Genomic DNA, 13,149 nt, shown 5'->3' with positions numbered 1-13,149 from the left:
CATCATCTGTGAGGATTTCTTCTATTATATATCTACTTGTACTTCTACACCGAAATGATCTGAAATTACCTTTCTGTTCGTACCATTAAAAATGACTTTTGAAGAACGAACTTTTTCACTTTGGTTACACAATATTAGATCGATTCGTAAGTTATGTTTATTTTCATCCCAACCAGCAATCTCACCTTGGACAGTTGTTCCTTCATCCTTCTCTATTGCTAGTTCATATGTGTCATACAAACCTTTTTGCATCATATATTCATAACCTTCACCTTGTAAACGGGCGTTATTATTAAAATCACCCATTAAGAAGGAAAGTTCATTACTATCTACACGCCCCATCAAACGATTAACTTGATCTTTGAATGATTCTTCTTCATCATTCCACCAACCGAGGTGGCAAGAGTAAAACGTTATGTTCTTATCACTATAAGCAATTGTCGCACTTACAATTTTGCGTGTTTTCCAATACGTTGTATCCTTATTTTCTGAAATAAAGAACGTATCTTCTTTTACAACACTATGCTTCGTTATAATCGCTAATCCTTCTTCATACACATCATAACCAATATGAGAGAAATCCCAAGTAATATTGTAATCTTTTACATGTAACGCTTTTAACTCTTCTAATAGTAAAAGTCCAAAATTATCTTCTTTCTTGTTACCGCATACATTTTCAGCTTGTATCGACTGACTTACTTCTTGCAATGCGATGACATCGTACTCTTCTTCTTGAATGACTTTAGCAAGATATTTTATCTTTTCCAGTTGATTCTCTTCTTGCCAAGAGTGACAGTTTAAAGTTAGCAATTTCATCTTATTACGCACCTAACATATCTTGAATGTCTGACTTTAATACGTCAGCTTTCGGACCATATACTGCTTGTACACCTTTATCTTTTACGATAAGTCCTAAAGCACCATTTTGTTTCCACTGTGCTTCTGGTGCAACAACATCTAAATCTTTTACTGTTACACGTAAACGCGTCATACAAGCATCTACGTCAGCAATATTTTCTTTACCACCTAATAAATCAATAACTTTTGTTGCTAATGAACCATCCTGTACATTTCCTGTTCCTTCTGATGACTCATCTTCATTATCAATATAGTTACCTGCACGTCCTGGTGTTGGTAAATTGAATTTTTTAATTAAGAAATTGAATAATGTAAAGTTCAGACCGAAGAACACTAATGAAACGATAACGAAATTGATTAAATCTCTTGTTAGTCCTGCATTAACCATCATCGGTGTACGAGTAATTAATTCAATAAATCCAAATGCGTGAACACGTAAGTTAATTAAATCTGCTAATGCGAATGCAAGTCCTGTTGTAATTGCATATACAACATATAATACTGGTGCAATAAACATGAACATGAATTCAATTGGTTCTGTTACACCTGTTAAGAATACTGCTAATGCAGCCGATAAGAACATTGGTTTATATTTTGCACGTTTTTCTTTATCAACATTACGGAACATCGCGAAAGCAATACCCATTAACGCTGCTGTTGAGCCAATAACTTGTCCAGCTTTGAAACGAGCTGGTACAACGTTATTTAATAAATCGTTATATGCTTTCGTATCTCCATTTGCTAGTAAATTATTTAAGTCTGTAATCCATGCAAGCCATAAAGGATCTTGTCCTGCTACAATTTGTCCAACTTTTGAACCAGTTAACATCGTATATGTTCCGCCTAGCTCTGTGTAGTTCATCGGAATCGTTAACATATGATGTAAACCGAATGGTAATAGTAAACGTTCTAACGTTCCATATACAAATGGTGCAACAACTGGTGCACTATCTTTAGATGCTGCAATCCAGCGACCGAATTCATTTAATCCACTTTGGATGAACGGCCATAAAAGTGATAATACAATTGCAGTGACTGTAGACCAAACAATTACAACGAATGGTACGAATCGTTTTCCATTAAAGAATGCTAATGCCTGTGGCAGTTTATTATAGTTATAATATTTGTTATATAGAGTAGCTCCTAAGAAACCTGTGATAATCCCTACGAAAACTCCCATGTTTAATGCTGGTGCACCAAGTACAGAAGTAAAGTAATCTTTTACAACTAAATCTCCTGCTAATACTGAAGAAACTGTCGCTTTTGAATCCGCTAACATTTCAGCGTTTACGCCAAATATAGCTCCTGTAATTCGGTTTGTTAAGACGAATGCTAATAGCGCTGCAAATGCACCACCTGCGCGATCTTTCGCCCAAGACCCCCCAATTGCTACTGCAAATAAGATGTGTAGATTTGTAATAATTGCCCAACCGATGTCTTCCATTACACGAGCGATTGTATGAACTGCGTTAATATCCCCAGCAGACATCCCAATTAACTTACCGATAGAAATCATTAAACCAGCTGCTGGCATTACAGCTACAACAACTAATAATGCTTTCCCGAACTTTTGCCAAAAATCAAAAGACGTAATTTTCATCTGTTCTTCCTCCCCTTTATTTATAACAACATAATGATTTAAATTATAATTTCTGTTCCTATTATGAAAACGATTCCTTATGTTACTTTATTTTTATCTTTACGCAACCGTTTTCATAAATCTATTTTAATAAAAGCGTTTTCACTTTGCAATAGAAATTTATTTTTTTTCATAAAAAAAGATGCTCTAAGAGCATCCTTTTTTATTATGAAATACGATAAACCCTTGTTTCATAAGGCTTTAACGTGATTGAAGTTACTTGTTCATTTTCCGCAACTTTATAGTTATTTAAAAGCAAACGTTTGCGTTCTAGTGCAAATGAACCCTCATTATACACAGCTTCCTCTTTTGAGATATTGCTAATTACAACGATTTTTTCATCGTTTAATGTACGAGTATATGCATAAATTTGTGGATCATCTTCTAGAAGTAAATCGTACGTACCGTAATTCAGTACATCGTGCTCTTTTTTCAAGGCAATCATTTTTTTATAGAAATTGAAAATAGAGTTCTCTTCATTCTTTTGCTTTTCAACATTAATTTCTTTGTAGTTTGGATTCATACTAAACCAAGGCGCACCTGCTGTAAATCCAGCATTCATCTCATCGTTCCACTGCATTGGTGTACGTGAATTATCGCGGCAAGAAGCCCATATAATTTCCATCATATCTTGATGTGATACACCCTCTGCAATTTTCTCTCGATATAAATTTTTAGTTGCTACATCATCATAATCTTCAATATTTAATAATTGAACGTTCGTCATCCCAATTTCTTGTCCTTGATAAATAAACGGTGTACCGTGCATAAAGAAGTACATTGCTCCAAGAGCTGTTGCACTTTCACGCCAATATTGTTTATCATCTCCCCAAGTTGAAACGATACGTGGCTTATCGTGATTCTCAATATATAAAGCATTCCATCCTTTATTTTCTAACCCTTTTTGCCATTTCGTTAATACCTTTTTCAACCCTACAACATCAAGATCTTTCTTCTTTTCTGCATCCCATAAACTTAAATGTTCAAATTGGAATACCATATTGAACTTGCCTTGCTCTTCTCCAACCCAAAGCTCAGCATCTTCAATCTTAACGCCATTCGCTTCACCAACAGTCATAATATCGTACTTAGAAAACGTATTTTCTTTTAACTCTTCTAATAAAGGTTGAATACCATCCACATTCATATGTTTATCAAAAGATGGTACATACTTTAGTTCTTTTGGATTTGGCATATCTTTGAAACCATCTTCTTTTTTAATATGGCTAATCGCATCCACGCGGAAACCATCAATTCCTTTATCAAGCCACCAATTAACTGTATCGTATAACACTTCGCGAACTTCTTTATTCTCCCAGTTTAAATCTGGTTGTTTACGCGAGAATAAGTGTAAATAATATTGTCCTGTTACTTCATCATATTCCCATGCCGAACCGTTAAAAATACTTTCCCAGTTGTTTGGTTCCGAACCATCTTTACCATCATGCCAAATATACCAATCACGCTTCGGATTGTCTTTAGATGAACGCGACTCAATAAACCATGGATGTTCATCACTCGTATGATTAATAACTAAATCAATAATAAGCTTCATATCACGCTTATGAACTTCATCTAGTAAAGCATCAAAGTCTTCCATCGTACCAAACTCATCCATGATATCTTGATAATCACTAATATCATAACCATTATCATCATTAGGTGACTTATACATTGGACAAATCCAAATTACATCTATACCTAAATCTTTTAAATAATCCAGTTTTGCAATAATACCTTGTAAATCTCCAATACCATCACCATTTGAATCCATAAAGCTACGTGGGTAAATTTGATAAGCAACCGCTTCTTTCCACCATGTCTTGTTCATAGTCATTCTCTCCTTTTGCATCCCATCGGAAATTTTATGCAAACGTTTTCGTAACACTATCATAACAAAATATAAATAGTTTGCAACTGTTTTCATTGAACTCTATGTAGATTCCTTATTCTTATGCTTTATTTATTTCTCACAAAAGCAAATCTCATTCCTCACCTGCTCTTGTCCACGCACGTTACATACACTTTTCATATATTAATAAAAAGCACTGCTTGTTTTAGAAAGGAGTGATAAATTGAAACAAACAAAATTAACAGGTCGTATCGTCGTTCCTTCAGACCCGGACTATGACGTAGCCCGAATGAATTTAAATTTAAGCATTCCAAAACTCCCTTGTATTATTGTTTTTTGCCAAAATAAAAATGATGTGTGTAACGCCTTAAAATGGGCACGCGAACGTCATGTACCATTTCGCTTAAGAAGCGGACGTCATAGCTATGAAAATTTTTCTCTTTTAAATAGAGGACTTATTATTGATGTGAGTGAAATGCATCGTATTACTGTTAATACAGATAAATTAACAGCAACAATTGAAGCTGGTGCAAATCTTGGCACTGTTTATAAAGAACTTTGGAATTTTGGTGTGACAATACCGGCTGGTACAAGTGCAAGCGTTGGAATTGTTGGATTAGCCCTTGGCGGTGGCATCGGTATGCTTTCACGCTTATTTGGATTAACATGTGATCAATTAGTAGAAGTTGAAATAGTACAAGCGTGTGGTAAATTTGGAGCAAAAATCATTCGCGCAAACGAACATGAAAACCATAACTTGTTTTGGGCGTGCCGCGGTGGTGGTGGTGGAAACTTCGGAATTGTTACTTCTTTAACTTTTCGAGTCCATCCTATAAAAAATGTATCAATCTTCTCAATTACATGGGAATGGAAAGATTTTATCGCTGCATTTCAAGCGTGGCAAAACTGGGCACCTTATATAGACAAACGTCTCACTTCATCAATTGAATTATTCGCAAAGCAACGAAATAAAATTGAAGTAAAAGGTGAATTTGTTGGCTCTCCCTCTGAACTCCATTCCTTATTATCTCCTCTTCTTGAAACTGGTACCCCCTCTCTCTTTATAGATGAAGTTCCTTATATAAAGGCTGTTGAATTTTTTAATAGTGGTAACATCCCTGAAAACTTCAAGCGCTCCGGTTCCTATGTATATAAACCGATTCCCCTTAAAGGAATTCAAATCATGCAACATTTTCTTTCTCATGCTCCAAATAAAGATGCGAGTATTTGGCACCAATCGCTTGTAGGTGCTGTTGAAAATATTCCCCCTACTGAAACAGCTTATTTCCATCGTAAAGCAATTATTGCGCAAGAATACATTACCTCTTGGAAATGCGATGATGAAGAAAATCGCAATATACGCTGGGTTAAAGATTTACGAGAAAGCTTAGATCCTTATACACTAGGTGACTATGTCAATTGGCCCGATATCGACATTAAAAATTGGCAAACTAGTTATTATGGTCCTAACTTTCAAAGATTGCGTAAAGTGAAAACCATATATGATCCTTGCAATGTTTTTCGTTTTCAACAAAGTATCCCTCCTTTTCATACGTAAAAAAGGAAGAACAGAATGCTGTTCTTCCTTTTTACATTGAAAATCGTTCAATTGTTTGTTTCAAGTCTGCTGCTTGCTTCTCTAAATCCTTTAACAATTGATCGATTACTACCATATTTTTAGATTGTTGCAACGTCACACGTGCTACTTCTTGCGAACCAGCCGATGTTTCCTCAGCAATTGCTGCTACAGCCTTCGTCTGTGCTCCTGTTTGATGAATATGACTCACTTGCTCGTTCATATAGCCACTAATTTGCTTCGTTGCATCGGCAACTTCCATAATACTTGATGACATTTCTTTTAAAATTAATTCGGTAGCTTCCCCACGTTTCGCCTCTTCTTTAGCTGTTTTCACTTGCTCTGTCATTTTCAATGCGACTTGTTGCACTTCCTCTTGCATATTTCGTAATAACTGCGATATATTTCTTGCAGAATGATCGCTTTCATCAGCAAGTTTACGTACTTCTTCAGCTACAACTGCAAAGCCCCTTCCATGCTCTCCAGCACGAGCTGCCTCAATAGAAGCATTCAGTGCTAATAAATTCGTTTGACTAGCAATCTCACTCACAACGGAAACAATATGTTCTACTTGTTTCATTCGTTCTTCTAATTTCTGTACATTTTGCATCGAATTTTCATTTTCTTTTGCCAATGCTTGAATGCCTTGAATTAAAGAAGTAAAGACTCGTGTACTTTGCCCTAAAGCTTGAACCATTTCTAAAGACAACTCGTCAGACTGTTTTGCTTTTTCTTCTACTTCACTCGCAATAGAAGTTGTTGTATCAACAGCAGAAACAATCGCCTGAATGGAAGCAGCTGATTGCTCAGCGCCAGAAGAAATCTCTGCAAGAGTTTCAGATACACCTTGCGCTTGTCTCGTTGCTTCGCCTGTTTGTTTTCTAATCTGCTGTACTTGATTGTTTGTATAAGAAAATGTTGTATCAATATTTTTTACCATGCCCCTTAAGTTTCCTAACATCATATTAAATGCAACACTTAAAGATTTAATTTCATCATCTGTCTTCGGTAATGGAACATCTTCACGAATATCACCCTCAGCTGCTTTTCTTGCCGCCTCCTCTAACTTGCGAAGCGGTTTAATTAAAAATACAGCTGCTCCATATGCTAAAATTCCAGACCATACTACCCCTAATAACATAACGATAATATTATATACAGTTTGACTTACATAACTTTGAAAATAATCGTATATCACGTAAATAAAAAATATGCTTGTTGAATATGTAATAAAAGCTAAAACTGTAGTAAATAGCATAAGTTGTGTACGTAAACCAAAGGAAAATGTCTTCCTTTCTTTTTCCATTTTTTCTTTCCCCCTTTTTATAAGCAATATAAATACTACCTATATATTATTATCCATATTTTCATTATAGAAGGATATAGGGATTTTTAAAATTTATTATTTCCTTGAATATCAAATCCCACGAAAAAAATAAAGGATTCTGACAATTTATGACTAATAACAGAAATAAGGGGAAACATTTGTAAAATATATTTTTGACTGGGGGTTTTGTATGATTCAGGTTCGAAATCTAGTAAAATCATTCGGCTCGCTTGATGTTTTAAAAGGAATTGATTTAGAAGTAAAAGAAAAAGAAGTTGTTGTTTTAATTGGTGCCAGTGGTTCCGGTAAAAGTACATTACTTCGCTGTCTTAACTTTTTAGAAATGTACGATGAAGGTGAAATTCACTTACAAGGTGAACGAATTGATCCAAAGCATTCAAATTTAAACAAAGTTCGTGAAAATGTCGGTATGGTTTTTCAGCACTTTAACCTCTTTCCTCATATGACCTCACTAGAAAACATCATAGAAGCACCTATCCATGTAAAAAAATTAGAAACAGTAAATGCAAAGGATATCGGAAATCAGCTTTTGCAAAAAGTCGGTCTACAAGATAAAGCAGATGTAACTCCTCACCTCCTGTCAGGTGGTCAAAAACAGCGCATTGCCATTGCACGAGCTCTTGCTATGAATCCTAAAATTATGCTATTTGATGAACCTACCTCAGCCTTAGACCCTGAACTCGTTGGAGAAGTATTGCAAGTTATGAAAGAACTTGCTGAAGAAGGAATGACCATGGTTATCGTTACTCATGAAATGAATTTCGCAAGAGATGTAGCTGATCGCGTCATATTTATGGATGACGGAAAGATTGTAGAGGACGCTCCGCCAGCACAATTCTTTTCAGCTCCATCACATGAACGAGCAAAACAATTTTTACGCAACGTTTTATAATGTAACTTCTGTTTCAAATGAAAAGAAATACATTCATACGGTGCACAACTAATTGTCCAAATAAAATATCTCAGTAACATACTTAAAACCATCCGTATGATCAATATATAGGAGGGGTTTTATGAAAAGAAAACTATTAACCATTGTTGCGAGTATTACATTATGTACATCCTTCATACTAGGAGCCTGTAGTAAGGAAAGTGCTACTACTTCTTCAAATGGTGAAAAAGAATTTCGTTATGCAATGAGTGGCTTATATAAACCTTTTAACTATAAAGAAAATGACGGAAAGCTTGCCGGTTTTGATGTGGAAATTGGTGAGGCACTTGCGAAAAAAATGAATATGAAACCCACTCCTATTACAAATCCATGGGAAACGCTAATTCAAGGTCTACAATCGAAAAAATATGATGCTATATTGGGCAGTATGGCAATTACAGAAGAACGCTTAAAAGCTGTTAGTTTCTCAAATCCTTATTATCGTTCTGGTGCCCAAATTTTTGTGGCTAAAAAGAATACATCTATCTCTTCTCCAGAAGATTTGAAAGGTAAGAAAATTGGTGTTGTAAAGGCTAGTACCTTTAAAGACCTTGTTGCAAAACATACAGATCAAATCACAGAATATGACAGCGATATTACTGCACTTATGGACTTAGAGCCTGGGCGTATTGATGCAGTAATCACTGATCAAATGGTTGGTTTACGTATGATCAAAGAAGGTAAATCAAATATAAAAGAAGCTGGAAAACCATTAAATCTTGATGAAATGGGAATTGCTATTCGTAAAGATAATAAAGAAATGGTTGAGAAAGTAAATAAAGCTTTAGATGAAATCATTAAAGATGGTACGTATGAAAAAATCAGTAAAAAATGGTTTGGGCGTAATATTCTCGGCGAAGAGGAAAAAACGAAGTAAATTAGCTAGTCAAATGTTTCATACATTATGCCCCACTTTTTATGTGGGGTATTTCATTCCCTACCAAAATCCATACAATATGAGGTGACACATATGTTTGAAATTTTTATGTCTACTTATCCCACACTCTTAAAGGCTACTATTGTCACATTACAATTAACATTAACTTCCCTAGTACTCGGTTCACTAATTGGATTACTATTCGCTTTTTTTCGAATCTCTAACAATAAGATTTTAAATAGTATCGCTCATGTATATATCGCCATTATTCGTGGTACACCTTTAATTGTTCAAATTGCCATTCTCTATTTCGGTATTACATCGATTATTGTCTTCACCCCTTTTTGGGCAGGAGCAATTGCTTTAGCAATCCATAACGGTGCATATATTACTGAAATTTTCCGCGGTTCCATTCAATCTGTCGACCGTGGACAATTGGAAGCTGCTCGTTCTTTAGGTATGCCTTATCCTTTAGCAATGCGCCGTATTGTATTACCGCAAGCATTTCGTCAATCTCTTCCTCCTTTAGGAAATCAGTTTATTATTGGATTAAAGGACTCCTCTCTCGTTGCATATGTAGGATTGTCTGAATTATGGGGATCAGGTTTATCAATTGCTGCAAGTAACTTCCAACAATTAGATACATACATAATCGTTGGTTTATATTACCTCGTACTTGTTCTTCTATTTACTTATTTTGTTAATCTTTTAGAAAAACGATTACAAAGAAAAGAAACAAATTCAGTTCAATTTAGCAAAAAGAATAAAAAAGAAGTCTCTTTATAAAAAAAAGCAAGCCTGAGATGGCTTGCTTTTTCACTGCAAAATATATCAATTTTTACTGATTTACTTTTTTAATACTCTCTTCTTCCTCTATATGTTCCTCACGATATGAAATATTATGAGGATCTAGTCCATTTCCTAAAGAACCATAGAAATGCTCTCTATGCGGATCCACTAATTCACTTCCTTGATAATACACACGTGGTGTATTCCATAGCGCTGCCAAAGCTTTTGTCATTGGCATCTCATGATAGCGTTCCGGCCACATTTCTTTAATTTTATCTTTTACTAACGGATAGTATTTAGAGCTCATAGCAGGGAACAAATGGTGTTCTGTATGATATGAAAAATTGAAATGTAAAACGTCTACCCAGCGCGGCACTGTTACTGATAAACAGTTCGCTAACGGATCATTTACTGGAACAATTGGATTTAAGCGATGATTTGTTGCGATATATGCCATTACAATAAAGTTAGCAATTAACAATGGAATTACATATGCAAATAACCATTTTCCAGGTCCCATAATAAACAATAAACTAATCCAAACAGTCCAAGGCAAAAGAAGTTGAAGCCATACAGATTTTTGATTGGATGACTTAAAATCCTTTATAAAATGAAAGAACATTCGAGTTGAATGTAACGTAAATTGAATGGTTAGTGACAGAAAACTAAAGAATGAACGAACATGAAGAGGCATGCGATATACCCAGCTTAAAAACTTACTCTTTTTCAGTTTCTCAAGTGTAGGCCATGCATCTGGGTCATTCTCTTCATGTTGTGTATGAACATGATGCGTTGCATTATGCCACTTTCTCCAAAGCTTCGGTCCAGTTGATAATGGCATAAATGCTATCGCGCCTAAAAAATCACGAAGCCATGCTTTTCTTACAACAGTTCCATGTAAAATTTCATGTCCTAAAAATCCAAGTGAAGCAAAACATAATCCAAGAACAATCGCAATTCCTAGATTCGCCCACACATTCAATTCAAATACACCAATCGATATTAACCCCGCCAATGCCACAAGCAAATAAGCCAGTCCACCAAATAAACGAGTAGGAACTGGTTTAAATGCTTTTTTCGGCAAATGTGGTGATACACGTGCTGCATACCACCCAAACGTATGAAGCTCCTTCATCCTTTTGCCCCTTTCTTATGCCGCGCCTTGCGCAACTTACATATATCAATTCTTGCTTCCAGATTGATTTTACTAGGTGATTAAAAAAGCATTTATTATAAGGAAAATAAACTCACTCTATCGTCACTTATTTTTCGCTTTTATTATCAATGAAAAACATTTCTCTTTTTACTCTCTATCAACCTTTCCACATGATGAATCATATCAATAGAATTTCTATATTGTCAATAACTTTTATGACCTAGTAATAAAAGTTGGTTATATTTTTATAATCATACTTTATTTCACTAAAGAAAAAACATAGATTTTATAAGGCTTCATCCATTATGCATATACATACACTAACATACTATAGACTCTATCTTATTCAAGAACTCTCTGTGTAAACAACAAATAAACTCATCTGAATCTAGTTTTACACAACTCCTACTTCTTCATACCGATACCGATAAATAATTATACTAAAATAATTTTATCTTTCTTTTAATAAAAATAGACTCCTTCTAAAACAGCACACATGAATTTCCTATCATATGGAAATATTAAAAGGAAAATTGTTCTAAAATCGGGAGGTTTCTATAATGACAAGCGATACATTTCCACAATTTCCATTATCCTATTGGATTGAATCTACTCAAGTCCCTGCTTTTCCTCATTTATCTGAAGATACAAAAACTGAAGTTGCTGTTATCGGAGCTGGTATTACAGGCATTACGACTGCCTATTTACTTGCAAAAGAAGGTATGAACGTTGTTTTAATTGATTCTGGCCTTATTTTAAATGGAACGACTGGGCATACAACAGCGAAGGTAACAGCACAACATGATCTTATTTATGATGAATTAATCAATCATTTCGGTGTGGAGAAAGCGAGGCTTTACTATGAATCAAATAATCATGCTCTACAATTCATAAATAAAACTGTGCAAACATATAAAATCGACTGTAATTTCTCAAATGAAGATTCGTATTTATATACAAATACTGATAATGGATTAAGAAATTTATCAAAAGAATATGAAGCCTATCAAAAATTAAATATACCTTGCGACTATGTTCAATCTCTATCAATTCCCATTCCAGTACAATCTGCACTTGTCATGAAAAACCAAGCACAATTCCATCCTATCCTTTATTTGAAAACACTTTTAGAAAAGTTTGTGGAGATGGGTGGAAAAGTTTATGAACAAACAACAGCTATTGATGTAGAAAAAGGTGATTATCCACAAGTCATTACAAAAGGCGGGCATCGCATCACTTGTAAATATGTTGTCTCTTGTTCGCATTTTCCTTTTTATGATGCGAATAGCTTTTTCTTTACGCGAATGTATGCTGAACGCTCTTATTCTCTTGCAATCAAAGCAAAAACGGATTATCCAGGTGGCATGTATTTAAGTATTGATGACCCAAAACGCTCATTGCGCTATACAACAAACAATGGGGAAAAATTAATTTTAATTGGCGGAGAAAGTCATAAAACAGGACAAGGAATAAACACAATGCTTCATTATGAAGCACTGTATTCTTTTGCGGAAGCAACGTTTGGAGTAGATGAAGTTCCCTATAGATGGTCAGCACAAGATTTAATCACGCTAGATAAGCTTCCTTATATCGGACATATTAACGAAAGAAATCCAAATATATTTGTTGCAACTGGATATCGTAAATGGGGAATGACAACTGGAACTGCTGCCGCTCATTTACTGAAGGACTCCATTCTAAAAGTCCACAGTCCATATAAAGAACTGTATGCACCATCACGCTTCCATGCAAATCCAGATATAAAAACGTTCCTCTCCCAGAACATTGATGTTGCGAAACATTTAATTGAAGGAAAGATGGAAACCGCATTACGTCAGCCAGAAGACCTCGAAGTTGGTGAAGGATCTGTCGTGCATGTTAACGGGAAACGAGCAGGTGCTTATAAGGACAAAGATGGAAAATTACATATTGTCGATACAACTTGTACACATCTCGGCTGCGAAGTTGAATGGAATAATGGCGATTGTACTTGGGACTGCCCTTGTCATGGTTCCCGCTTTTCAATTGAGGGAAATGTTATGGAAGGTCCAGCAGATCAACCGTTAAAACGAGTTGATATCGAGTAGACAATGCAATATGACTTAGCCTAGAATTTTTACTTA

Annotated in this window: 10 protein-coding genes and 1 pseudogene; 5 read left to right on the top strand and 6 right to left on the bottom strand. The window is 35.1% G+C overall.

From position 1 onward, the window contains the following. Positions 1-24: 24 nt before the first annotated feature. From MKO96_RS24445 to MKO96_RS24435, 3 genes are all read right to left on the bottom strand, one after another. The gene (locus tag MKO96_RS24445) at positions 25-816 is read right to left on the bottom strand and encodes an endonuclease/exonuclease/phosphatase family protein (RefSeq protein WP_240588949.1); all 792 of its coding nucleotides are present in this window, start codon (positions 814-816) and stop codon (positions 25-27) included. 4 nt (positions 817-820) lie between these two features. Then, positions 821-2,458: a PTS transporter subunit IIBC gene (locus tag MKO96_RS24440; protein WP_000705549.1), complete on the bottom strand. Its 1,638-nt coding sequence runs from the start codon at positions 2,456-2,458 to the stop codon at positions 821-823. A 205-nt stretch (positions 2,459-2,663) separates the two neighbouring features. Further along, on the bottom strand, positions 2,664-4,328 hold the full coding sequence (locus tag MKO96_RS24435) for a glycoside hydrolase family 13 protein (RefSeq protein WP_001044747.1): 1,665 nt from the start codon (positions 4,326-4,328) through the stop codon (positions 2,664-2,666). A 244-nt stretch (positions 4,329-4,572) separates the two neighbouring features. Between MKO96_RS24435 and MKO96_RS24430 the strand changes: the two genes are divergently transcribed. Then, positions 4,573-5,907, top strand: coding sequence for an FAD-binding oxidoreductase (locus tag MKO96_RS24430; RefSeq protein WP_240588948.1), 1,335 nt, complete (start codon positions 4,573-4,575; stop codon positions 5,905-5,907). A 31-nt stretch (positions 5,908-5,938) separates the two neighbouring features. Here the strand turns inward: MKO96_RS24430 and MKO96_RS24425 are convergent, their stop codons facing one another. Beyond that, positions 5,939-6,865 (bottom strand): methyl-accepting chemotaxis protein, encoded by a 927-nt coding sequence (locus tag MKO96_RS24425; RefSeq protein ID WP_483298337.1) that lies wholly within the window; start codon positions 6,863-6,865, stop codon positions 5,939-5,941. Positions 6,866-6,880: 15 nt separating this feature from the next. Further along, positions 6,881-7,066: pseudogene (locus MKO96_RS29665) on the bottom strand (HAMP domain-containing protein); the annotation flags it as partial. Between the two features lie 376 nt (positions 7,067-7,442). Between MKO96_RS29665 and MKO96_RS24420 the strand changes: the two are divergent. The 3 genes from MKO96_RS24420 to MKO96_RS24410 all read left to right on the top strand — a co-directional run bounded on the left by MKO96_RS24420 (position 7,443) and on the right by MKO96_RS24410 (position 9,867). After that, positions 7,443-8,165, top strand: coding sequence for an amino acid ABC transporter ATP-binding protein (locus tag MKO96_RS24420; protein WP_046958865.1), 723 nt, complete (start codon positions 7,443-7,445; stop codon positions 8,163-8,165). A 121-nt stretch (positions 8,166-8,286) separates the two neighbouring features. Then, entirely contained in the window at positions 8,287-9,081 is a 795-nt protein-coding gene (locus MKO96_RS24415) for an ABC transporter substrate-binding protein (RefSeq protein WP_000823734.1), read from the top strand. A gap of 93 nt (positions 9,082-9,174) precedes the next feature. Further along, entirely contained in the window at positions 9,175-9,867 is a 693-nt protein-coding gene (locus tag MKO96_RS24410) for an amino acid ABC transporter permease (RefSeq protein WP_087979276.1), read from the top strand. Between the two features lie 52 nt (positions 9,868-9,919). Here the strand turns inward: MKO96_RS24410 and desB are convergent, their stop codons facing one another. Next, complete coding sequence (gene desB, locus MKO96_RS24405; protein WP_048560132.1) at positions 9,920-11,005, bottom strand: Delta(10) desaturase DesB; 1,086 nt, start codon at positions 11,003-11,005, stop codon at positions 9,920-9,922. A 581-nt stretch (positions 11,006-11,586) separates the two neighbouring features. Here desB and MKO96_RS24400 point away from each other — a divergent pair. Then, positions 11,587-13,113 (top strand): FAD-dependent oxidoreductase, encoded by a 1,527-nt coding sequence (locus MKO96_RS24400; protein WP_240588946.1) that lies wholly within the window; start codon positions 11,587-11,589, stop codon positions 13,111-13,113. Positions 13,114-13,149: the final 36 nt, after the last annotated feature.

The organism is Bacillus sp. ES1-5 (assembly GCF_022487605.1).
GTDB lineage: Bacteria > Bacillota > Bacilli > Bacillales > Bacillaceae_G > Bacillus_A > Bacillus_A wiedmannii.
The sequence above is the reverse complement of the archived record's forward strand: the minus strand, read 5'-3'. Positions and strand labels throughout refer to the sequence as shown.

Excerpts from the sequence above, each read along its gene's own strand:
- MKO96_RS24400 (WP_240588946.1), top strand. The coding sequence starts at position 11,587 with ATGACAAGCGATACATTTCCACAATTTCCATTATCCTATTGGATTGAA.
- MKO96_RS24445 (WP_240588949.1), bottom strand. The coding sequence starts at position 816 with ATGAAATTGCTAACTTTAAACTGTCACTCTTGGCAAGAAGAGAATCAA.
- MKO96_RS24415 (WP_000823734.1), top strand. The coding sequence starts at position 8,287 with ATGAAAAGAAAACTATTAACCATTGTTGCGAGTATTACATTATGTACA.
- MKO96_RS24440 (WP_000705549.1), bottom strand. The coding sequence starts at position 2,458 with ATGAAAATTACGTCTTTTGATTTTTGGCAAAAGTTCGGGAAAGCATTA.
- MKO96_RS24425 (WP_483298337.1), bottom strand. The coding sequence starts at position 6,865 with ATGGTAAAAAATATTGATACAACATTTTCTTATACAAACAATCAAGTA.
- MKO96_RS24410 (WP_087979276.1), top strand. The coding sequence starts at position 9,175 with ATGTTTGAAATTTTTATGTCTACTTATCCCACACTCTTAAAGGCTACT.
- MKO96_RS24435 (WP_001044747.1), bottom strand. The coding sequence starts at position 4,328 with ATGAACAAGACATGGTGGAAAGAAGCGGTTGCTTATCAAATTTACCCA.
- desB (WP_048560132.1), bottom strand. The coding sequence starts at position 11,005 with ATGAAGGAGCTTCATACGTTTGGGTGGTATGCAGCACGTGTATCACCA.
- MKO96_RS24420 (WP_046958865.1), top strand. The coding sequence starts at position 7,443 with ATGATTCAGGTTCGAAATCTAGTAAAATCATTCGGCTCGCTTGATGTT.